The sequence below is a fragment of the Propioniciclava tarda genome (assembly GCF_900182665.1).
GTDB lineage: Bacteria > Actinomycetota > Actinomycetes > Propionibacteriales > Propionibacteriaceae > Propioniciclava > Propioniciclava tarda.
In genome coordinates, this window is the sequence record NZ_FXTL01000006.1 from 1 (window position 1) to 19,999 (window position 19,999).

The following is a 19,999-nucleotide window of genomic DNA, read 5'->3' on the forward strand; positions in this document are numbered from 1 at the left end:
CCCCGAACGCGTCACCATCAACGACCCCGCGAAACGAATCCCGAACTACCAACCTCAGAAGGCTTGAGACGTCTCATTTGACTTGACAACTTCCGCGTGGCCGAGCCCGACATCACGGGCAGTTGATGAATCCCCTGGTCGTCGCGGAACACGTTGTCCGTGGCCAGTGACACGCGGCTGAGGTTGCCGACCGAGGCCGAGTAGCCCGTCTGGGCGTACGCCTCGTCACAGGCCGACTTGGGCAGCGCGATCTGCGACGTCTTCATGATCTGGCCGCCGCTGGTCGCGGCCGCCTGGTCGCGATAGACCTCGAAGTGGATGTGGGGCCAGCGTCCGTCGTAGCAGCCCGGGAAGATCGTGGTGAAGGTCACCGAGCCGGAGGCGTCCGTAACCTGGACGCCGCGCAGGTAGTTCTCGCCCGTCACGCCCGTGGAGTACATCGAGTACCTGCCGTCGCGATCGGCGTGCCACAGGTAGACCGCGGCGCCCACGAGGGCCTTCGAGGTGTCCATGTCCTTCAGCGTCATGGTGACCGTCAGGGGCACGCCTTCAGCCTTGCCGGTTGGCCCCCCGAAGCTGGACGTGATGTCGCGACGCACGATGCCAGCGTCGTCCAGCACGTTGACGGACGCGCCGCCTTGGCCGCCCTTCCCGTCGGCCGGATAGGGTCCGCCCGTCTCGCTCGGGGCTTCGAACAGTCCACCGGACGCCGCTGCCGTGGCTGTCGCCGTTCCGGTGGTGGTTGCGCTCGAGGCGCCCGCCGTGGTGGCGGCGGAGGTCGTCGTGGCGGCGCAGCCGGCGAGCGCGGCAACGCCGAGCCCCCCGAACAGTCCGAGCACTCCGCGCCGGGAGAGTTGCGGAAGGTCGTAGCGCAGGCCGCGGTCCTCTTCGTCGAGCAGGACGCCGGAGGCGTCGCGCCAGTTGTTGCGGGCGGGTTCGTGGCTGGTGGTCATCGAAGTCCTCGTCGTTGGGCGGTGGGGCCGCGTCGGGTCGGTCACGTTCGTGCGCCGACGACGTCAAAGCTGTGACACCAGATCAGGCGGCTCCGTTGAGTCCGCTGGGCGCATCCTGTGAAGCCTCGCGCTCTCCACCGGGCAAAGATGGCGGAATGGGTCTCGCCTACCGAGACCCATTCCGCCAGCCATCGCTGATCAGCTCGCCAACTGCAGACCCGACCCATCGGACGCTGCATCGAACGTCACCGTGGAACCGTCGTGGATCTCGCCCGACAGGAGACCGCGGGCGAGGGCGTCCTCGATCGAAGACCGGACCAGCCGCTTCAGCGGACGCGCCCCGTAGACCGGATCGAAGCCGGCCATCGCCAGCCACTCCTTGCCGGCGTCGCTCACGTGCAGCGTGATGCGACGGTCGGCGAGGCGCTTGTTGAGGCGTCCGAGCTGGATGTCGACGATGTGGGTCAGGTCGGTCATCGTGAGCGGCTCGAACAGGACGATCTCGTCGAGCCGGTTCAGGAACTCGGGCCGGAACGACTTGCGGACCACCTCCATGACGGCCTCGCGCTTGGTCGCCTCGTCGAGCTTCGGGTCGGCCAGGTACTGGCTGCCGAGGTTCGAGGTCAGGATCAGGATCGTGTTCTTGAAATCGACCACGCGGCCCTGACCGTCGGTGAGGCGTCCGTCGTCCAGCACCTGCAGCAGGATGTTGAAGACGTCCGGATGGGCCTTCTCGACCTCGTCCAGCAGGACGACGGAGTACGGACGCCGCCGCACCGCCTCGGTGAGCTGGCCGCCCTCCTCGTAGCCGACGTAGCCGGGAGGCGCGCCGACGAGGCGGCTGACCGTGTGCTTCTCGCCGTACTCGCTCATGTCGATGCGGACCATCGCCGACTCGTCGTCGAACAGGAACTCCGCCAGCGCTCGCGCCAGCTCGGTCTTGCCCACGCCCGTCGGACCCAGGAACAGGAACGAGCCGATCGGCCGGTTCGGATCAGAGATGCCCGCGCGTGACCGCCGGACGGCGTCCGCGACGGCCTTGACCGCAGCCTTTTGGCCAATCAGCCGGTTGCCGACGACGGTCTCCATCGCCAGCAGCTTCTCGGACTCGCCCTGCAGCATCTTGCCGACCGGGATGCCCGTCCAGGCGCTCACGACCTCGGCGATGTCCTCCGAGCTGACCTCTTCGCTGACCATGGACGCCGCATGCTCGGCGGACGCCGCGGCGTCCAGCTCGCGCTCCAGCGCCGGAATCTTGCCGTACAGAATCTCGGACGCCCCCGCGAACGATCCCTCGCGCTGCAGCTTGTCGGCGACCACGCGCAGCTCGTCGATCTCCTTCTTGAGATCGCCGACGCGGTTCAGGCTCGACTTCTCGGCCTCCCAGCGATCCTCGAGCCCACGCAGCTTCTCCTCGGTGTCGGCGAGCTCGGCGCTGAGGCGTCCGAGGCGCTCGCGGGACGCGGCGTCATCCTCCTTCTCGAGGGCGAAGCGCTCCATCGTGAGGCGGTCGACGACGCGGCGCAGGGTGTCGATCTCCTCGGGCGAGGAGTCGATCTCCATCCGCAGCCGGGACGCGGCCTCGTCGATCAGGTCGATGGCCTTGTCCGGGAGCTGGCGGCCGGGGATGTAGCGGTTCGACAGGGACGCCGCCGCCACCAGCGCCTGATCGGTGATGCGCACCTTGTGGTGCGCCTCGTAGCGTTCCCGCAGCCCGCGCAGGATGGCGACGGTGTCCGCGACGGACGGCTCGCCGACGTAGACCTGCTGGAAGCGGCGCTCCAGGGCCGGGTCCTTCTCGATGCGCTCGCGGTACTCGTCCAGGGTGGTCGCGCCGATGAGCCGCAGCTCGCCGCGGGCCAGCATGGGCTTGAGCATGTTGGACGCGTCCATCGCACCCTCGGACGCCCCGGCCCCGACGACGGTGTGCAACTCGTCGATGAACGTGATGACCTGACCCTCGGCCTCGGTGATCTCGCTCAGGACGGCCTTGAGCCGCTCCTCGAATTCGCCGCGGTACTTCGCGCCGGCCACCATGGACGCCAAATCGAGCGACACCACGCGGCGGCCCTTGAGCGAGTCGGGAACGTCGCCGGCGACCACGCGCTGGGCCAGCCCCTCGACGACCGCGGTCTTGCCGACGCCGGGCTCGCCGATCAGGACGGGGTTGTTCTTGGTGCGCCGGCTCAGCACCTGGACGACGCGGCGGATCTCGGAGTCGCGTCCGATGACGGGGTCGAGCTTGCCGTCGCGTGCACGCTCGGTGAGGTCGATCGAGTACTTGTCGAGCGCGGACTCGCCGCCCTCCGCCGCCTCGGACGTGACCCGCTTGCCGCCGCGGCGCTCGTTGAAGGTGGTGGTGAGCGCGTTGGCAGTGGCGCCGGCCTTGTTGAGCGCGGCGTTGATGTCGGACGGGACCGCGCTCAGCGCGATCAGCAGGTGCTCCGTGGCCACGAACTGGTCGCCCAGCTGCTGGGCGCGGGTCTCGGCGTCCGCGAGCACGCGGGCGAACGAGCCGGACAGTTGGGGCTGCGACACGGACGATCCGGTCGAGCTGGGGAGCTTCTTGATCGCGGCGAGCGCGGCGGCGTCCATCGCGGCGGGATCGGCGCCGACGGCCTGAAGCAGGGCGCCGACGGTGTTGTCGGGCACCATCAGCATCGCGTGCAGCAAGTGGCTCGGCTCGGCGCTGGGGTTGCCGTTGGTGAGTGCGGTGCGGAGGGCCGCCGTCACCGCGTCGCGGCTCTTGGCGGTCAGCTTGGCAGTATCCACGGGGGGCCTTTCGTCAAAACATGCCTAGTCGTCAGGCTAGGCGACAGAAGTTGAGTTCACCAGACTCAACTCTGTAGGGATGCCTGGTATTCCAGTTCAGGACACCCGTGGACGCCCCGAGGGCTCGGCAGTCGGCGTCCCAGACTGCCCCGCGTCGGGTCCATCGCGACCGCGGCTTAGACTCACGCCCGTGACAGCTCTGGTGACAGCCCCCCTGCTGCTGGCCGCGGTGCTCGTGGCGGCGTCCGTGGCCAAATGGAACGCTCGCGACTCGCTCGTGTCGGCGACGCAGCTCCTGCGGCTGCCTGCCGTGCTGAACCGACCCGTCCGTTGGCTGCCACCCATCGAACTCGCCCTGGCGATCGCCCTGGTCGTCGCGCCAGTCTCGCCGGCCTTCATCGTCGTGAGCGCCGCCGTGCTCGCGCTGATGTTGGCCTACACGGCGGTCGTCGCGCGCGGACTCACGTTCGATCCGCGTCCTTCGTGTGGCTGCTTCGGCGCCGTCGGGAGCCCCATCACCGGCGACACCCTGGCGCGGAACGTGGTCCTGAGCGGCCTGGCCGCAGTGTCGATCGGCTGGGGCGTCGCCGGGTGGACCGTCCCCGGGGCGCTCGCCGACCTCGACGCGACCGACTGGGCCTGGCTGGGTGCGTTGATCGTCACCGCCGCGGTCGTCCGGTGGGTCGTCCGCGAACGGGCCGGGCTGCCGCCGAAGCGTCCGGTGAGCGCGGCGCCGGCGGAAGCGTCCGACATCGATGACTACCAGCGCGCGCCGATCCCCCCGCTGATGGTCTTGCAGGACGGCACGCCGACCACATTGGCCGCCCTGGCGCGGACCAAGGCTCAGCTCCTGATCTGGGTGACCTGCGGCTGCGGAGGCACGCGGTCGGTCGTCGATCAGGTCGACCGCTGGCGCGAGGCTGCCCCGGCGATCGACATCCAACTGGTCTCGACCATGAGCGAGGGCTCCACCGAAGCCACCTACCCCGAACAGAGGCGCTGGCTGTACGACCTCCACGGGCAGGCCCTGGCCTCGCTCGGCGGGGCGTACCCCGCCGCCCTTCTGCTCGGCGCCGACGGGCTCCTCGCAGGCGGCCCGGTCTTCGGCGAAGCGGACGTCACCGATCTCGCCGAGGCCGTCATCGAGCAGCTCAGCGGCGCTCCCCTGCCGGACGCGTAGCTTGTCGAAGGGTCGGCTCGGCCGAACGGCCATCACGGCTTCGACAGGCTCAGCCACCTGCAACGGTCAACCACATCGGGACGCTCATGACCGGCCCGTTCCCTGACCCTGTCGAAGAGCCGACGGGCTCAGTTGAACTGCCAGGACCGCTTCGAGAGCCCGTACCAGAAACCGTCGACGACGCTGGTCGCGTCGAGCCCGGACGCCTCTGCCGCGCCGAGCGCCACGTACAGCGGGGCCCAGTGCTCGGTGCGCGGGTGCGCCTCGCGGGCGGCCGGGGCGACCCGCTGGAAGTCGATCAGGGCATCGAGGTCACCGGCGCTCACCGCCTCGGCGGCCCAGGCGTCGAACTCCGCCGAGGGACGCGGCGGGGCGGCGTCCGGGTCGGCGCCCATGCCCCCGAACCAGCGCAGGTTGTGGGTGGTGAAGCCGGACCCGACGATCAGGGTGCCTGAGTCGCGCAAGGGGGCCAACCTACGACCCACCTCGACGAGGGCGGCCGGGTCGAGCGTGGGCAGCGAGAGCTGCAAGACCGGGACGTCGGCGTCCGGGAACATCTCCTTGAGCGGCACGTAGGCGCCGTGGTCGAGGCCACGCTTGGGGTCCTGAGCGACCGCGCCGCCCAGGGCGCGGGCGACGTCGAGGGCGAGTTCGGGCGCGGGGGGCGCGTCGTAAGTCACGCGGTAGTAGCGCTCTGGGAAGCCGTAGAAGTCGTACAACAGCGGAGTGCCTGGCGTCGTCGAGCTGACCGCGATGGGCGCGTCCTCCCAGTGCGCCGACACCATCAGGACGCTTGTCGGCTTGGTCAGCGACTGACCCCAGGCGCAGAGCTCGGCGGTCCAGAGGCGGTCGTCGGCCAGCGGCGGTGCGCCGTGCGACAGGAACAAGACGGGCTGGCGGTCGGTCATGACCACAGCGTACCGCATCTAGTTGATCCTTCAACCATCAGGTGGATGCGGCGATCGGCTGTTCTCGGTACAGCGTGATTCTCGATGTCCGAAACAGAGCCGTTTCGCCCATGAGGCCATCGACAACCACGCTGTACCCGAAACGCCCGCCGCCCCTCGTTCCGGAAACCAGGCAGCGGTCCGGGTTGGGGACCCCGCTGCAAGTCAAGGCACAATGAGCCCTGAGCCCGAGACGGTCGGGCCCGGGCGAAGGAGTGGCTGTGGACGAATCCGCGAGCATCCCGCGGACGGACCCCGCTCCACCGCCCCCCGCGCCGGGCTCCGGAGCCCCGGGCACGGAGGACGCCGACTCTGCGCCGGGCTCCCCGAACCCAGCCACCACGTCGACCATCAACCCCCAGCCCGGACGCCTCACGCCAGCGGCCCTCGCCGGACCACTCCTCGTCGCCGTCGCCGCCACCGTCGCGCTCTGGTGGGCCATCAGCCTCGTCAACGCCGGCCCCAAGCTCCCCGGACGCCCCCAGGCCGACCCGTTCACCGCGTACGTCTCGGCGTTCGGCGACCTGGTCGTTCGGCTGGCATCCGTCGTCACGCTGGGTGCCCTGGTGGCGATCGTCGCCCTCGTCCGCCCGGACGCCGACCACCGCCTCTCCCCCGCCACCGGACGCCTCACGCGCGTCGCCGCGCACGCGGGCCAACTCTGGCTGTGGGCGTCCGTACTGCAGACGTTCGCCAACAGCGCCTACGTCAACGGCGTCCCGCTCGGCTACACCCTCCGCCCGGACGCGTGGTGGCAGTTCCAGTCCGCGACCCCCTCCGGGCTGGCGTGGCTGCTGTCCGCCCTCGTCGCGGCCGGATGCGTGGTGGTCGCCTACGCCGCCCGCACGGTCGCTCCGGTCGTCCTCGCCTACCTCGCCGGCATCCTGGCCCTGACCTTCGTGGCCGTCACGGGCACGGTCACCATCGGCGCCGACCATGACTGGGCGACGGACTCCGCCATCTGGCTCACCCTCGCCTTCGTCGTCGCGGCGACCGTCGCGATCGGCGTCTGGCTGAGTGCGGACGCCGACGGCGCGGCAAGCGCTCGCATCCGGCGCTACCAGTGGACGGCCCTGCCCCTGCTGGTCGTCGCCCTCGCCGGGCACGCTGTCGTGGCCTGGCAGCAGTTGGCCGGGACCGACCCGACCGCGAGCCTCTACGGCCGCGTCGCCCTCGGCCAGTTGGCCGTCATCGCCGCGCTCATCGCGATGTGGCTGATCCGCCAAGTGGCCCCGATCACCACCGTCATTCCCGACGTGATGCTCATCATCGCGGGCCTCGCGCTGGCGTCCGCCGAGAACCACGTGCCCTCGCCGCGGTTCGGAATCCCACAGAACATCCAGATCAACTACCTCGGCTACGAGATGAACGTGCCCGCAACGATCGAGCGGCTGCTGGGCCTCGGGCGTCCGAACGTCCTGTGGGTCGGGCTCGCCGCGGTCGCCATCGGGACCTACCTGTGGGGCGTCGCGCGCGTGCGCCGCGCCGGACGCCCCTGGCCGATCCAGCGGACGCTGACTTGGTCCGCCGGCTGGCTGCTCATGCTCTATCTCGCCGTCTCGGGCCTGTGGGAGTACTCGACCGCCCTGTACAGCTGGCACATGTTCGTCCACATGACGGTGAACATGTTGGTGCCGGCCCTGTGCGTCCTGGGCGGGCCGATCACCCTGGCGCGCGAGGCGTCCAGGACCGGGACGATCCTGCCGGACGTCCGCGGCGTCACGGACGCGCTTTTCGAGCATCGCCCCTTATCGCGTGTCTTCAGCCCGCCGGTGCTGTGGCTCAACTACGTAGGCTCGCTGTTCCTGATCTATTACACGCCGCTCTTCCCGTGGCTGATGCGCTACCACTGGGCGCACCAGCTGATGCTGCTCTACTTCATGGTCACGGGGTACCTGTTCTTCGCCATGATCGTCGGCGTCGACAAGCAGCTGACGGACCTGCCGCACCTGGTCCGGCTGGCGATGGTGATCAGCATCATGCCGTTCCACGCCCTGTTCGCGGTCGGCATTATGAGCTCGCGTTCGCTGATCGGCGGCGACTTCTACCGCTCGATCGACATCAGCTGGATCCACGACCTGATGGCCGACCAGAGCACCGCGGGCCAAGTGACCTGGATCCTCGGCGAGATTCCGTTGTTCGTGGTCATGATCGCGCTGGCCGCCCAGTGGTTCACCCACGACCGCGCCGAGAACGCCGTCAGCGACGTCGCCCAGGACACCGGCGTGGACGACTCCTTCGACTCCTACAACGACATGCTGGCCGCGCTCGCCGAGCGCGATCGTCAGTCCGGACGCAGGGTGCTGTAGTGGCCGTTCCCGTCCTTCCAGCCACGCCGGACGCCGATCGCTACGACGGCCTGAGCAACCGCGTCGAACTCGACATCTCGGGCATGACGTGCGCTGCCTGCGCGGCACGGATCGAGAAACGGCTCAACAAGCTGGACGGCGTCCGCGCCACCGTGAACTATGCGACCGAGCGGGCGATCGTCCTCGGGCTACCGCCCGACAAGGCGCCGGACGCCGTCGCTGTCGTCGAGGCGGCCGGCTACGGGGCGTCCGAGGTGGTGGACGGCGAGGAGTCCGAAGGGCACGCGGACCGCGTCAAGATGCTCTGGAAGCGCCTGCTGGTCGCCGCCCTGCTGACCGTGCCGCTCGGTGACGTGGCGATCGTGCTGGCCCTGGCGCCGCAAATGCGCTTCCCAGGCTGGGAATGGGTGCTGATCGTCTGCTCGCTGCCGGTGGTGTTCTGGTGCGCGTGGCCGTTCCACAAGGCGGCCTGGCGCAACCTGCGGCACGGCTCGACGTCGATGGACACGCTCGTGTCTCTCGGCATCCTCGCGGCCTTCACGTGGTCAGTCGCCTCCACGGTGCTGGGCTCCCCGCCCGGCGAGACGCGGTGGTTCGGCTACGGGCTGGCGCCCGCGGGGGCCGACACGCTCTATCTCGAGGTGGCGTCCGCGGTCACGACGTTCCTGCTGGCCGGACGCTACGTCGAGGCCCGCTCCAAGCGGGCCGCGCGCGGCGTCCTGTCGGCCCTTGGACGCCTCGCGCCGACGTCCGTCTGCGTGATCCGGGGCGGGCACGAGGTGGTCGTCCCGATCGGGGACCTGGCCAAGGGCGAGCGATTCCTGGTGCGTCCGGGCGAGTCAGTGGCAACCGACGGCGTCGTGGTCGTGGGGGCGTCCGCGATCGACACCTCGATGATGACCGGCGAGCCAGTGCCCCGCGAGGTGGGCGAGGGCGACGCCGTGCTCGGCGGCACGTTGAACACGACCGGCGCGTTGATCGTCGAGGCCACGAAGATCGGCGCGCACACCCAGCTCGCCCAGCTCGCGACGCTGGCCGAGCAGGCCCAGGCCCGCAAGGCCGCCGTACAGACGCTGGTCGACAAGGTCGTCTCGGTGTTCGTTCCGGTGGTGCTGGGGCTGGCGCTGGTCACGTTGCTGGGCTGGCTGTTCGTGGCCCAGGCCGGGCCGCGTCAGGCGTTCTCGGCGGCCTTGTCCGTGCTGATCATCGCGTGCCCCTGCGCGCTCGGGTTGGCGACGCCGACGGCGTTGATGGTCGGGGTCGGACGCGGCGGCCAGCTGGGCATCCTCATCAAGGGGCCCGACGCGCTGGAGGCGTCCGGGAAGATCGACACCGTCGTCCTCGACAAGACGGGCACTCTGACCACGGGGACGATGGCGCTGGAACGCGTGGTGGCCTTGGGCGACATCGACCCTCTCCCCTACGCGGCCGCCGTCGAGCGCCATTCAGAGCACCCGATCGCGCTGGCCGTGGCGACGGGGGCGGTCGACGCGGGGCTGGGCGAGTGGGCCGTGCACGACGTCAAGGCGGTACCCGGCCAGGGCGCGGTGGGTCTGGTGACCCCCGGCGGAAACAGGTGGCGGGATCGGGACGCGAGTACCAGGACCGAACCCACCAGCAATCTCCCCGACGGCGAAGACGTGCGCGTCGCCGTTGGAAACACGGGTCTGATGGCCACCGAGGGCGTCGAGGTCTCACCGGAGGCGTCCAGACTGCTGGACGAGGCCGCCGAGGCCGGGCGCACCGCGGTCTTGGTCGCGGTCGACGGACGCCTCGCGGGCGCGCTCGTGGTCTCGGACAGGCTCAAAGACTCCGCCCCGGACGCCGTCGCGCGCCTCCGCGGACTAGGGCTACGCACGGTCCTGCTCACCGGCGACCGCCAGCGGGCCGCGGACGCCATCGGCGCCGAGGTCGGCGTGGACGAGGTCATCGCCGAGGTGCTGCCCACCGAGAAGGCGGCGGTGATCGAGCGGCTGCAGGCCTCCGGACGCCGCGTCGCCATGGTCGGCGACGGCATCAACGACGCCGCCGCACTGGCCACGGCGAACCTCGGTTTGGCCGTGCTCTCGGGCACCGATGTCGCCCTCAAGTCGGCGGACGTGATCCTGCTGCGCAGGACGCTCGACGTCATTCCGGACGCCATCGTCCTGGCCCGCCGCACCCTGCGGACCATCCAGGGCAACCTCGTCTGGGCCTTCGCCTACAACATCGCGGCGATCCCGCTCGCTGCGGCCGGGCTGCTCAACCCGCTGATCTCGGGCTTCGCCATGAGCCTGTCGAGCGTGTTCGTGGTCAGCAACTCGATGCGGCTGCGTCGCTTCGACCCGTCGAAGCGCTAGTCAGAGCCACGATAGGACGCCGTGAGGGCGTCCGGATCGACACGGCTGGCGCGCATCCGGACGCGTCCGTCGGCATGCACGATGCCCTCGGCGTCCCAGTGCTCGACGGCGCGCTCCATGAGCTGGCCAGGGAGTTCGCCGGAGGCGTTCACGACCCGCCACCACGCCACCTCGGACCCGCGCTCCCGCATGATCGCCCCCACCTGCCGCGGACCAACGCCCGCGAGGCGTCCGAGATCTCCGTAGGACGCCACGCGCCCGGCCGGCACCAGGGACGTCGCCAGCAGCACCCGCTCGACCGAGAACTCGTCCATGGTCGAACCCTAGGGCGTGGCGGGGAGGCCCTTCGACAAGCTCAGGGAACGGCCTGCGGGCAAGGCCAGGTCCGATGGCTGAGCCTGTCGAAGCCCGAAGCACCCCCGATGGCTGAGCCTGTCGAAGCCCGGCGCCTGACCCTCCTCCTTGCCGAGGCCGAGGAACTGAATCGACCAGCGCGGGCGCGAGTTCTAGGGTGTGGCCGTGCAAGCACTGCCCGTGACGTTGACCGGCGACCTGGTCGTCCTCGAACCGCTGGCGGCTGAGCACCACGACGAACTCGTCGCGGCGGCGTCCGATGGGCGACTCTGGGAGCAGTGGAACACGCTCGTCCCGGCCCCGGATCAGATGGCCGCCGACATCGACCGACGGCTCAGCCTCCAGGACGCGGGATCCATGGTCCCCTTCGTGATCCGCAACGCCGACGGACGCCTCATCGGCGCCACGACGTTCATGAATGTCGACGCCTCCGTGCCGCGGGTTGAGATCGGCTCGACGTGGCAGTCCCGCTCGGCACAGCGCACCGGCACCAATACCGAGGCCAAGCTGCTGATGCTCGCCCACGCGTTCGACGACTGGGGCTGCGTCCGCGTCGAGTTCCGGACGCACTCCCTCAACGCCACCAGCCGCCGCGCCATCGAGCGCATCGGCGGACAGTTCGAGGGCCTCCTGCGCCAGCACATGCGCCTGCCGAACGGACTACTGCGCGACACCGCCCAGTACGCGATCCTCGACCGCGAGTGGCCGAGCGTTCGTGTCCACCTGCGCTCCCTGCTGGATGGACACGCCGCCTCCGCGTCCGAAACGGCCAACCCGTGACCCCCACCCCGCATACCCCCTGGGGTATCATTCGGGCATGCAATCGGAGAGCACGTGCGTAGCCTGATCCGCCTCCTGGGCGTCGCCCGCGAGCTGTGGCCCTACTACGTCGGCATCGCGGCGGCGTCCGTGGCGACGGCCGCGCTCGCGTTGCTGACCCCGTTCATCATCAAGGGCGCCACCGACGAGGTGGTCGCGCAGACCCAGGGCAACGGCGGCGGCGTCCCGGCGCTGATCTGGCTGGCGGTCGCGCTGCTGGTCGTCGAACTGCTGGGCACGGTCGTCTCGAACATCGGCGGCTACCTAGGCGACGTCATGACGACCCGCCTCAAGGCGATCCTGTCGTCGCGCTACTACGCCAAGATGCTGAGCCTGCCGCAGCGCTACTTCGATTCGAACCTGACCGGCACGATCATCAACCGGCTCACCAGGTCGATCACCGAGACGACGCAGTTCCTGCAAATGTTCTCCAACAGCTTCTTCCCGATGCTGCTGACCGTGATCGCGGTGCTGGTCATCACGGCGCTGTACTCGCCGTGGCTAGCGCTGTTGCTCGTGATCATCTACCCGGTCTTCATGTGGCTGACCGCCCTCACGTCGAAGCGCTGGCAGCCGATCGAGCAGCAGAAGAACACCGAATTCGACATCGCCGGCGGACGCTTCGCCGAGGCCATCGGACAGATCCGCGTCGTCAAGAGCTTCACCTCCGAACTCCGCGAGCTGGCGCTGTTCGACCGCCACTACGGACGCACCATCGGTCTGACCCAACAGCAGTCGCGCTTCTGGCACCTCATGGACGTCGCCCGTCGCGGCGCCCTCAACCTGATCTTCTTCGGCGTGTACGCGATCATCTTCACGTCGACGGCGTCCGGTGCGTTCACGCTCGGCGCGATGGTGCTGCTGATCCAACTGGTGGCAATGGCGAAGCAGCCGGTCACGATGATGAGCTTCCTCGTGGACGCCTCCCAGCGCGCCATCGCCGGCAGCAAGTCCTTCTTCGAGGCCATGGACGAGGCGCCCGAGCCGCTGGCCGCGATCGGCGCCGGGACCCCCCGCGACACCGCCCCCTGGCCTGCCCGCGACGACGGCCCGATGATCTCGTTCGACCACGTGAGCTTCGGCTACGACTCCGACACCGAGGTCCTGCACGACATCACGTTCGACGTCGCGCCGGGCGAGCGGGTGGCGTTCGTGGGCGAGTCCGGCGGCGGCAAGACGACGCTCGTCAACCTCCTGCTCGGCCTCTACCGTCCGGACTCCGGCGTCATCCGCCTGCGCGGCGTCGACGTGTCGACCGTGCCCGTCGAGCAGCTGCGCGCCGAGATCGGCGTGGTGTTCCAGGAGGCCGCGCTGTTCTCGGGGACCATCCGCGAGAACGTCGCCTACGGACGCCCCGGCGCGTCGGCGTCCGAGATCGAGTCCGCAGCGACCAAGGCGAACGCCCACGAGTTCGTGGCCAAGCTGGCCAACGGCTACGCCGCCGAGATCGGCGAACGCGGCATCAAGCTGTCGGGCGGGCAGAAGCAGCGCATCGCGGTCGCGCGGGCGATGCTCAAGAACGCGCCGGTGCTGGTGCTGGACGAGGCCACGAGCGCGCTGGACTCCAAGTCCGAGCGGCTTGTTCAGGCCGGGCTGGAAGAGCTGATGGCCGATCGAACGACCCTGATCATCGCCCACCGCCTCTCGACGATCAGTTCGGTCGACCGCATCGTCACCCTCAAGAACGGACGCGTCGACGAGATCGGCTCCCCCGCCGAGCTGGCCACCTCAGGCGGCATCTACGCGGAGTTGCTGGCGCTGCAGGCGTCCGCGAGCAAGGCCGATCGCAAGCGCCTCCAGGCGTTCGACATTCGGGCGTAACAGCTAGTCGGCACCGATTTCGTCGCGCGTCGGACCGTAAGCCCCCGCGTGGCCGACGGTGATCGCCGAGGTCGCGATCGCGCGCTTCAGGGCTGGCTCGACGTCCGTCCAGGACGCCTCGCGCAGCCGCGCGCGGGCCTCCGCGGACCCCAACAGCCCGAGGTCGGCCAGTCCCGAGATCAGTCCGGCCATGAACGAGTCCCCCGCGCCTACGGTGTCGACGACGGACGCCGCCCCGGGCGCCACCTCGTGCACGACGCCCTCGGACGCCAGCAGCGCGAGCGCCCCGTCCCCGCCCCGCGTGACGACCACCAGTGCCGGACCCATCGCCGCCCAGCCGCGCGCCGCGTCGGCGTCCGACAGCTCGGGGTAGAGCCAGGCGAGGTCCTCGTCTGACGCCTTCACGACGTCGGCGAGGGCCACCAGCTCGTGGACGCGGGGGAGCGCCTCGGCGGCCGTCCCGAGCAGGGCCGGACGCACGTTCGGGTCGTACGAGCGGGTACCGGACGCCGCCCCGAGCGCCTCCACGATCTTGGTCCCGCCCGGCTCGAAGGCGGCCGAGATGCTGCCCGCATGCAGGTGGCCGTAGGCATCCAGGTCAGCGATCACAGGCAGGTCGGACGCGAAGTCGAAGGTGTAGGTGGCCTTGCCTGCGGCGTCCACCTCGGCGAACGCGATCGGCGTCCGGTCAGCGCCGTCGCTGCCGGCCGCCAGCACGACGTCGGACGCCGCCGCGTAGTCGGCGATGCGGCGTCCGCGATCGTCGGGACCGATCCAGCAGGCGAGGGTGGAGTCGTGGCCGAGGCGTCCGAGACCGCAGGCGACGTTCAGCATGCTGCCGCCGACGTGCTCGACGGTGGTGTCGCCGGCGTGCACCACGTCAACGAGCGCTTCCCCGAGGCCCAAGATCTTCATGGCCGTCTCCCCCATGTCCGAGTGGATGTCGAGCGAACGCTATCCAATCCGTGCGGCCGAGCGACATGGATCCAGCCCTCGTCGGGGCGTCATCGCCGGAGGCGTCCGGGCTCGTGAAAGGCTCGCCGACGAAAGGGGATGCGGATGAGACGGGGAGCGGCGGTGGCCGGCGTGGTGGGGATCGTGCTGGCGGCGTCCGGCTGTGGGACGCCGTGGGTCGCGACGGGGTCGGCGGCATCGTCCCCGACGCCCACGTACGTCTGCACGCCGCTCGCCGGGGCGCCCGCGCCGTGCACCGCCGAGGAGTTCTCCAAGCTGCAGGCCCAGGCGCAGCTCGCGGTCGACGCACAGGACGTGTACGGCCGGTTCTTCGCCGAGTTCGTCGCTCAGCAGCGCAAGGGCGGCTCGACCACGACGAGCACGGCGCTCGGCGCGGTGACCGGCGGGCCCTACCTGGCGGCCCAGCAGGCCAACCTCGCGCGGCTGGCCACCGACGGACTGAAGATCACGGGCGACGTCAAGCTGGTGAAGCTCGTGCCGGTCGCCGGCGGACCCTCCCACGGCTACGAGACCGCGCTGCTCGCCTGCATCGACGCCACCAAGGCCGAGGCCGTTAAAGGCGCGACGGTCGTCAGCCAGGGCAAGATGACGGCCGAGACGGCGTACTTCAAGCGCGACGCCGGCGTCCTCAAGATCTGGGACGCCGAGAAGGCCGATCCCGGACAGTGCTGAGCCCGTCGGGCGGCGGGGTTACTCCTGGTACAGCTCGATGAGCACCAGCGGGCTGCCGGGCTTCGCGCTGAGGACCGCGACGGGGACGCCCCCCTCGTTCATCGGGACGTAGGCCGCAAAGTCCGTCGCTGACAAGGGCTGATAGGCATTCCCCGGGTCGACGAGGATGACCGAGCCGGCCGGCAGCGAGAGGTTCTCGAACGTGACGACGTCGTTGCGGTAGACGCCGTCCTCGGGCTTGCCGGACGTCACCCGCTCCACCCGATCGATGCTGAGGGTGGCGCCGCCGTCGGCCGCCGGGGTGACGCCCATCACCAACGCGTAGTGGTCGACCTTCAATGCCCCGCCGTCCAGGGCGACACCGGCGAGCTTGCGCCAGGCGTCCGGGTCGTCGGCAGCACCCGACAGCTTCGATCCGGCGGCCGAAGTCTGCTGGGTCGGCGTCGAGGCCGTGGGGGCTGACGCCGCGCTCGCGGCGCTGCTCGCCGCCGCCGTTGAGGCCGGCGGCGTGGGCGAACTCGCTGGCCCGGACGGCGTGCAGCCCGTCGCGAGCGTCAGGGAGGCCGCGGCCAGGGCGGCGGTCCTGGCCAGGCGCGGCGGGCGGACGCGGCCCGAAGAGTCAGTCATGAAGTTCTCCACGAGATCAGAGGGGACGCCGTCGGCTGCGGCGTCCGATGGTCACGCCCCGGTGGTCAGGGCCAGATTGCGCGACAGGGTCGCGTGCCGGCCCATCCGGACCTGCCCGGTCGGACCAGCCGTGAACGTCCGGACGCCGACGGGCACGTCCACTCGCTGCAGGAGCGCCAGCAACCGGGTGGCCTGGTCCTGCAGCTGCTCGACCTGCGCCTCCAGCGCCAGGATCCGTCGGATGCCTTCGAGGTTGATCCCCTCACCCGACAGCGCCTGGATGTGCCGGAGGCGTCCGACGTCGCGCAGCGTGTAACGGCGACCGCGGCCCTTGGCCCGCGACGGCACCACCAGGCCCAGGCGGTCGTAGCCGCGCAGGGTCTGGGGGTGCATGTCGGCGAGCCGGGCCGCGGTCGTCACGGTGAACAGCGGCGCGTCCAGGTCGAACTGCTGGGGCAGGAAGGCGGCCACGGTCACGCCTTCTCGAACAAGCCGACCCGCGGATCAGCCGCGGCGACGGCGTCCCGATAGGCCTCGAGCGCAGCCAAGGCGTCCGGCGACAGCGTCTTCGGCACCTGGACGTCGACGGTGACCAGCAGGTCGCCGTGCCCGTCCTTGCGCGGGACGCCCTTGCCGCGGACGCGCATCGTGCGCCCGTTGGGGGTGCCGGGCGCGAGTCGCATCCGAACCTTGGCGCCCGACAGCGTCGGCACCTCGATCTCGGCGCCGAGCGCGGCCTCGGTGAACAGCACCGGGACGGTCACCGTGAGGTTGTCGCCCTTGCGTCCGAACAGGTGATGCGGACGTACGTGCACGACGACGTAGAGATCACCCGCGGGGCCACCGTTCTCGCCCGGCGCGCCCTTACCCTTGATGCGGATCTTCTGCCCGTCGGTCACGCCCGCCGGGATCCGCACCTGCATCGTCTTGGCCGACTTGCCGCGCCCCGACCCGTCACAGGCCGGGCACGGGTCGTCGACGACGATCCCGCGTCCGTGGCACTCGGGGCAGGGCTCCGAGCCGAACGGACCGTTCATGAGGACGCCCGAGCCCTGACAGGTCGGGCAGATGTGCGGGGTCGAGCCCGACCGCGCACCGGTGCCGTGGCAGACGGCACAAGGGGCGTCCGACAAGGTCGACAGGGACACCGTGGTGCCCTCGACGGCCTGGACGAAGTCGATCGTGGCTTCACCCTCGATGTCCTGGCCCCGCCGCGGACGCTTCTGCGTGGCGCGTCCGGCACCCTGGCCGAACAGCCCGCCGAACAGGTCACCGATGTCGGTGCTGCCGCCCGTGGCGCCGCGGAAGAGATCCTCGACGTTGACCTGGCCCTGCCGGAACTGGCCCGGCTGCCCACCGGCACCCGGGAACCTGAAGCCCCCGCCACCGAACAGCGAGCGCTGCTCGTCGTACTCCTTGCGCTTGGTCGCGTCCGAGAGCACCGAGTTCGCCTCGGACGCCTCCTTGAAGCGCGCCTCGGCCTTGGCGTCCCCGGGGTGCTGGTCGGGGTGATTCTGGCGGGCGATCTTGCGGAACGCCTTCTTGATCTCCTCGGGCTTGGCGTCCTTGGCGACGCCGAGGATCTTGTAGTAGTCCTTTTCGAGCCAGTCTTTGGTGCTCACGGCGCCTCCTTTCCTCGTCCGCCGCTACTCAGGATCGGCCACGCCGACGCGCGCTGGCCTGATGATCCGGTCGCCGAGTTTGACGCCCTTCTGCATGACCCCGCTGATGACGACCACGTCGTGCTCGCCGTCGTAGGGCATGTGCATCAGCGCCTCGTGCAGGGTCGGATCGAACGCCTCGCCCAGCTCGCCGTAGGTGACGAGTCCGTACTTGGCGCCGACCTTCTCGAGCTCGTCCGCGACCAGCTTGAAGCCGCCCACCAGCTCGCCGTGCTCGCGCGCTGCCTCGATCGAGTCGAGGACCGGCAGCAGGTCCAGCACGACCGCCTCGACCCCGGCCGCCCGCGCCAGCGCGCGGTCGCGGTCGACGCGACGCTTGTAGTTCGCGTACTCGGCCTGAAGGCGCTGCAGGTCGCCGGTCCGCTCGTTCGCCAGCTCTTCGAGCTCGGCGATCTTCGCACCGTAGATCGGGTCGGACGCCGCGGCGTCCGCTTGCTCGGTGCCGGGGACGAGCGGCGCCTCGGGGCCGTCGCCGACGGCCTGACCGTCGGCCACGAACTCGTTGTCAGCCATGGGGCTCTCCTGTTGGTCGGCCCCGCCGGCCGCGACGGTCGGGCGGGGCTCAAAGGTGTCTGGGTCGATCCTGCGCTTGTCCCGGATCACCGGACGCCCCGAGGCGTCCGGCGATCCGGTGCGGTCGATCACTTCTTCTCGTCGTCGACGATCTCGGCATCCACGATGCCGTCGTCGTCGGTCACGTCACCGGCCGGGCCGTCGGCGTCGCCCGCCGCGGCGGCCTGCTGGTTGGCCTGGGCGGCGGCGTACATGGCCTGACCCATCGCGGACGCCTTCTCGTTCAGGTCGGCCATGGCCGCCTTCACCTCGTCGTCGTTGTCGGTGCCCTTGACGGCCTCGTTCAGCTTGGCGAGCGCCTCCTCGACCGGGGTCTTGACCTCGGCGGGGATGGAGTCGGCGTTGTCCTTGAGCAGCTTCTCGGTGCGGAACGCCAGGGCGTCCGCCTCGTTGCGCATCTCGACGGCCTCGCGACGCTTCTTGTCCTCCTCGGCGTGCGCCTCGGCGTCCCGCGTCATGCGGTCGATGTCGTCCTTGCCGAGGGCGGAGCCGCCGGTGACCGTCATCGACTGGGTCTTGCCGGTCGCGGTGTCCTTGGCCGAGACGTGCACGATGCCGTTGGCGTCGATGTCGAACGTGACCTCGATCTGCGGCAGGCCACGCGGGGCCGGCATGAGACCGGTGAGCTCGAAGTTGCCGAGGCTCTTGTTGTCGCGCGCGAAGTCACGCTCGCCCTGGTAGACCTGGATCATCACGGACGGCTGGTTGTCCTCGGCCGTGGTGAAGATCTCGGAGCGCTTCGTCGGGATCGTCGTGTTGCGCTCGATGATCTTGGTCATGATGCCGCCCTTGGTCTCGATGCCGAGGGACAGCGGGGTGACGTCGAGCAGCAGCACGTCCTTGACCTCGCCCTTGAGGACGCCGGCCTGCAGCGAGGCGCCGAGGGCCACGACCTCATCGGGGTTGACGGACTTGTTGGGCTCCTTGCCACCGGTCAGCTCCTTGACCAGGTCAGCGACGGCGGGCATGCGGGTCGAGCCGCCGACCAGGATGACCTGGTCGATCTTGTCGACGGACGTGCCGGCGTCCTTGATGACCGAGTTGAACGGGCTGCGGCAGCGGTCCAGCAGGTCCTGGGTGAGGCGCTGGAACTCGGCGCGCGTGAGCTTCTCGTCGAGGTGCAGCGGGCCGTCGGCGCCGGCCGTGATGTAGGGCAGGTTGATCTGCGTCTCGGACGCCGAGCTGAGCTCGATCTTGGCGCGCTCCGCGGCCTCCTGGAGGCGCTGGCGGGCCATCTTGTCCTTGGACAGGTCGATGCCGTTGGCGTTCTTGAACTGCGTGACGAGCCAGTCGACGATGCGCTGATCCCAGTCGTCACCGCCGAGGCGGTTGTCGCCCTTGGTGGCCTTGACCTCGAACACGCCGTCCGCGATGTCGAGCAGCGAGACGTCGAACGTGCCGCCGCCGAGGTCGAAGACCAGGACCGAATGCTCCTTGTCGCCCTTGTCCAGGCCGTACGCCAGCGCGGCGGCCGTCGGCTCGTTGATGATGCGGTCAACCGTGAGGCCCGCGATCTCGCCGGCCTCCTTGGTGGCCTGACGCTCGGCGTCCCCGAAGTAGGCCGGGACCGTGATGACCGCGTTGGTGACGGGCTCGCCCAGGTAGGCCTCGGCGTCGCGCTTCAGCTTCATCAGGACGCGGGCGCTGATCTCCTGCGCGGTGTACTTCTTGCCGTCGATGTCAGTCGACCAGTTGGTGCCCATGTGGCGCTTGACGGAGCGGATGGTGCGGTCGATGTTGGTGACCGCCTGACGCTTGGCGACCTCGCCGACGAGGACTTCGCCGCCCTTCGCGAAAGCGACGACCGACGGCGTGGTGCGGCTGCCCTCGGCGTTGGGGATGACGGTGGGCTCGCCGCCCTCGAGGACGGCGACGACAGAGTTGGTGGTGCCGAGGTCGATACCGACTGCACGGGCCATGGTGTGTTACCTCCAGTAAGAGTTCTGCTGAACACTCGTTCGGGACTTGAGCCTAGC

At 70.0% G+C, this 19,999-nt stretch carries 16 protein-coding genes; 6 read left to right on the top strand and 10 right to left on the bottom strand.

Annotated features, from left to right (window positions below; all coding sequences use genetic code 11):
* Window positions 1-17: 17 nt before the first annotated feature.
* Together FN821_RS06165 and clpB are read right to left on the bottom strand one after the other, a co-directional pair.
* Window positions 18-953 carry an intradiol ring-cleavage dioxygenase gene (locus FN821_RS06165; RefSeq protein WP_131171849.1) on the bottom strand — a complete coding sequence of 312 codons (936 nt, stop codon included), beginning with the start codon at window positions 951-953 and terminating at the stop codon, window positions 18-20.
* Between the two features lie 198 nt (window positions 954-1,151).
* Entirely contained in the window at window positions 1,152-3,725 is a 2,574-nt protein-coding gene (clpB, locus tag FN821_RS06170) for an ATP-dependent chaperone ClpB (RefSeq protein ID WP_131171850.1), read from the bottom strand.
* A 190-nt stretch (window positions 3,726-3,915) separates the two neighbouring features.
* Between clpB and FN821_RS06175 the strand changes: the two genes are divergently transcribed.
* Window positions 3,916-4,905 carry a MauE/DoxX family redox-associated membrane protein gene (locus tag FN821_RS06175; protein WP_165489279.1) on the top strand — a complete coding sequence of 330 codons (990 nt, stop codon included), beginning with the start codon at window positions 3,916-3,918 and terminating at the stop codon, window positions 4,903-4,905.
* 128 nt (window positions 4,906-5,033) lie between these two features.
* Here FN821_RS06175 and FN821_RS06180 read toward each other — a convergent pair whose 3' ends face one another.
* Window positions 5,034-5,831 (bottom strand): dioxygenase family protein, encoded by a 798-nt coding sequence (locus FN821_RS06180; protein WP_241660141.1) that lies wholly within the window; start codon window positions 5,829-5,831, stop codon window positions 5,034-5,036.
* 242 nt (window positions 5,832-6,073) lie between these two features.
* Between FN821_RS06180 and FN821_RS06185 the strand changes: the two genes are divergently transcribed.
* Window positions 6,074-8,161 (top strand): cytochrome c oxidase assembly protein, encoded by a 2,088-nt coding sequence (locus FN821_RS06185; protein WP_131171852.1) that lies wholly within the window; start codon window positions 6,074-6,076, stop codon window positions 8,159-8,161.
* Between the two features lie 83 nt (window positions 8,162-8,244).
* Window positions 8,245-10,500 carry a heavy metal translocating P-type ATPase gene (locus FN821_RS06190; RefSeq protein WP_131171956.1) on the top strand — a complete coding sequence of 752 codons (2,256 nt, stop codon included), beginning with the start codon at window positions 8,245-8,247 and terminating at the stop codon, window positions 10,498-10,500.
* Here FN821_RS06190 and FN821_RS06195 read toward each other — a convergent pair.
* On the bottom strand, window positions 10,497-10,814 hold the full coding sequence (locus FN821_RS06195; protein WP_131171853.1) for an MGMT family protein: 318 nt from the start codon (window positions 10,812-10,814) through the stop codon (window positions 10,497-10,499). The genes FN821_RS06190 and FN821_RS06195 overlap by 4 nt on opposite strands.
* Window positions 10,815-11,019: 205 nt before the next feature.
* Here FN821_RS06195 and FN821_RS06200 point away from each other — a divergent pair, with 205 nt between their 5' ends.
* Entirely contained in the window at window positions 11,020-11,634 is a 615-nt protein-coding gene (locus tag FN821_RS06200) for a GNAT family N-acetyltransferase (protein ID WP_131171854.1), read from the top strand.
* Between the two features lie 54 nt (window positions 11,635-11,688).
* Window positions 11,689-13,494 carry an ABC transporter ATP-binding protein gene (locus FN821_RS06205; RefSeq protein WP_131171855.1) on the top strand — a complete coding sequence of 602 codons (1,806 nt, stop codon included), beginning with the start codon at window positions 11,689-11,691 and terminating at the stop codon, window positions 13,492-13,494.
* Window positions 13,495-13,497: 3 nt separating this feature from the next.
* On the opposite strand, the gene FN821_RS06210 is transcribed toward FN821_RS06205, so the two are convergent.
* Window positions 13,498-14,409, bottom strand: a complete 912-nt coding sequence (locus tag FN821_RS06210) for a carbohydrate kinase family protein (RefSeq protein ID WP_206662026.1) — start codon at window positions 14,407-14,409, stop codon at window positions 13,498-13,500.
* A gap of 144 nt (window positions 14,410-14,553) precedes the next feature.
* On the opposite strand from FN821_RS06210, the gene FN821_RS06215 reads away from it, so the two are divergent.
* Entirely contained in the window at window positions 14,554-15,141 is a 588-nt protein-coding gene (locus FN821_RS06215; protein ID WP_131171857.1) for a hypothetical protein, read from the top strand.
* Window positions 15,142-15,159: 18 nt separating this feature from the next.
* On the opposite strand, the gene FN821_RS06220 is transcribed toward FN821_RS06215, so the two are convergent.
* The 5 genes from FN821_RS06220 to dnaK are packed head-to-tail and all read right to left on the bottom strand — an operon-like array spanning window position 15,160 to window position 19,942.
* Window positions 15,160-15,768 (bottom strand): hypothetical protein, encoded by a 609-nt coding sequence (locus FN821_RS06220; protein WP_131171858.1) that lies wholly within the window; start codon window positions 15,766-15,768, stop codon window positions 15,160-15,162.
* A 51-nt stretch (window positions 15,769-15,819) separates the two neighbouring features.
* Window positions 15,820-16,239: a heat shock protein transcriptional repressor HspR gene (locus FN821_RS06225; protein WP_131171859.1), complete on the bottom strand. Its 420-nt coding sequence runs from the start codon at window positions 16,237-16,239 to the stop codon at window positions 15,820-15,822.
* Between the two features lie 2 nt (window positions 16,240-16,241).
* On the bottom strand, window positions 16,242-17,390 hold the full coding sequence (dnaJ, locus tag FN821_RS06230; RefSeq protein WP_131171860.1) for a molecular chaperone DnaJ: 1,149 nt from the start codon (window positions 17,388-17,390) through the stop codon (window positions 16,242-16,244).
* A 24-nt stretch (window positions 17,391-17,414) separates the two neighbouring features.
* Window positions 17,415-18,095, bottom strand: coding sequence for a nucleotide exchange factor GrpE (gene grpE / locus FN821_RS06235; RefSeq protein WP_338324580.1), 681 nt, complete (start codon window positions 18,093-18,095; stop codon window positions 17,415-17,417).
* A complete protein-coding gene (gene dnaK / locus FN821_RS06240) occupies window positions 18,092-19,942 on the bottom strand; it encodes a molecular chaperone DnaK (protein WP_131171861.1) in 1,851 nt (616 codons plus the stop codon). Before dnaK ends, grpE begins: the two co-directional genes overlap by 4 nt.
* Window positions 19,943-19,999 lie beyond the last annotated feature (57 nt).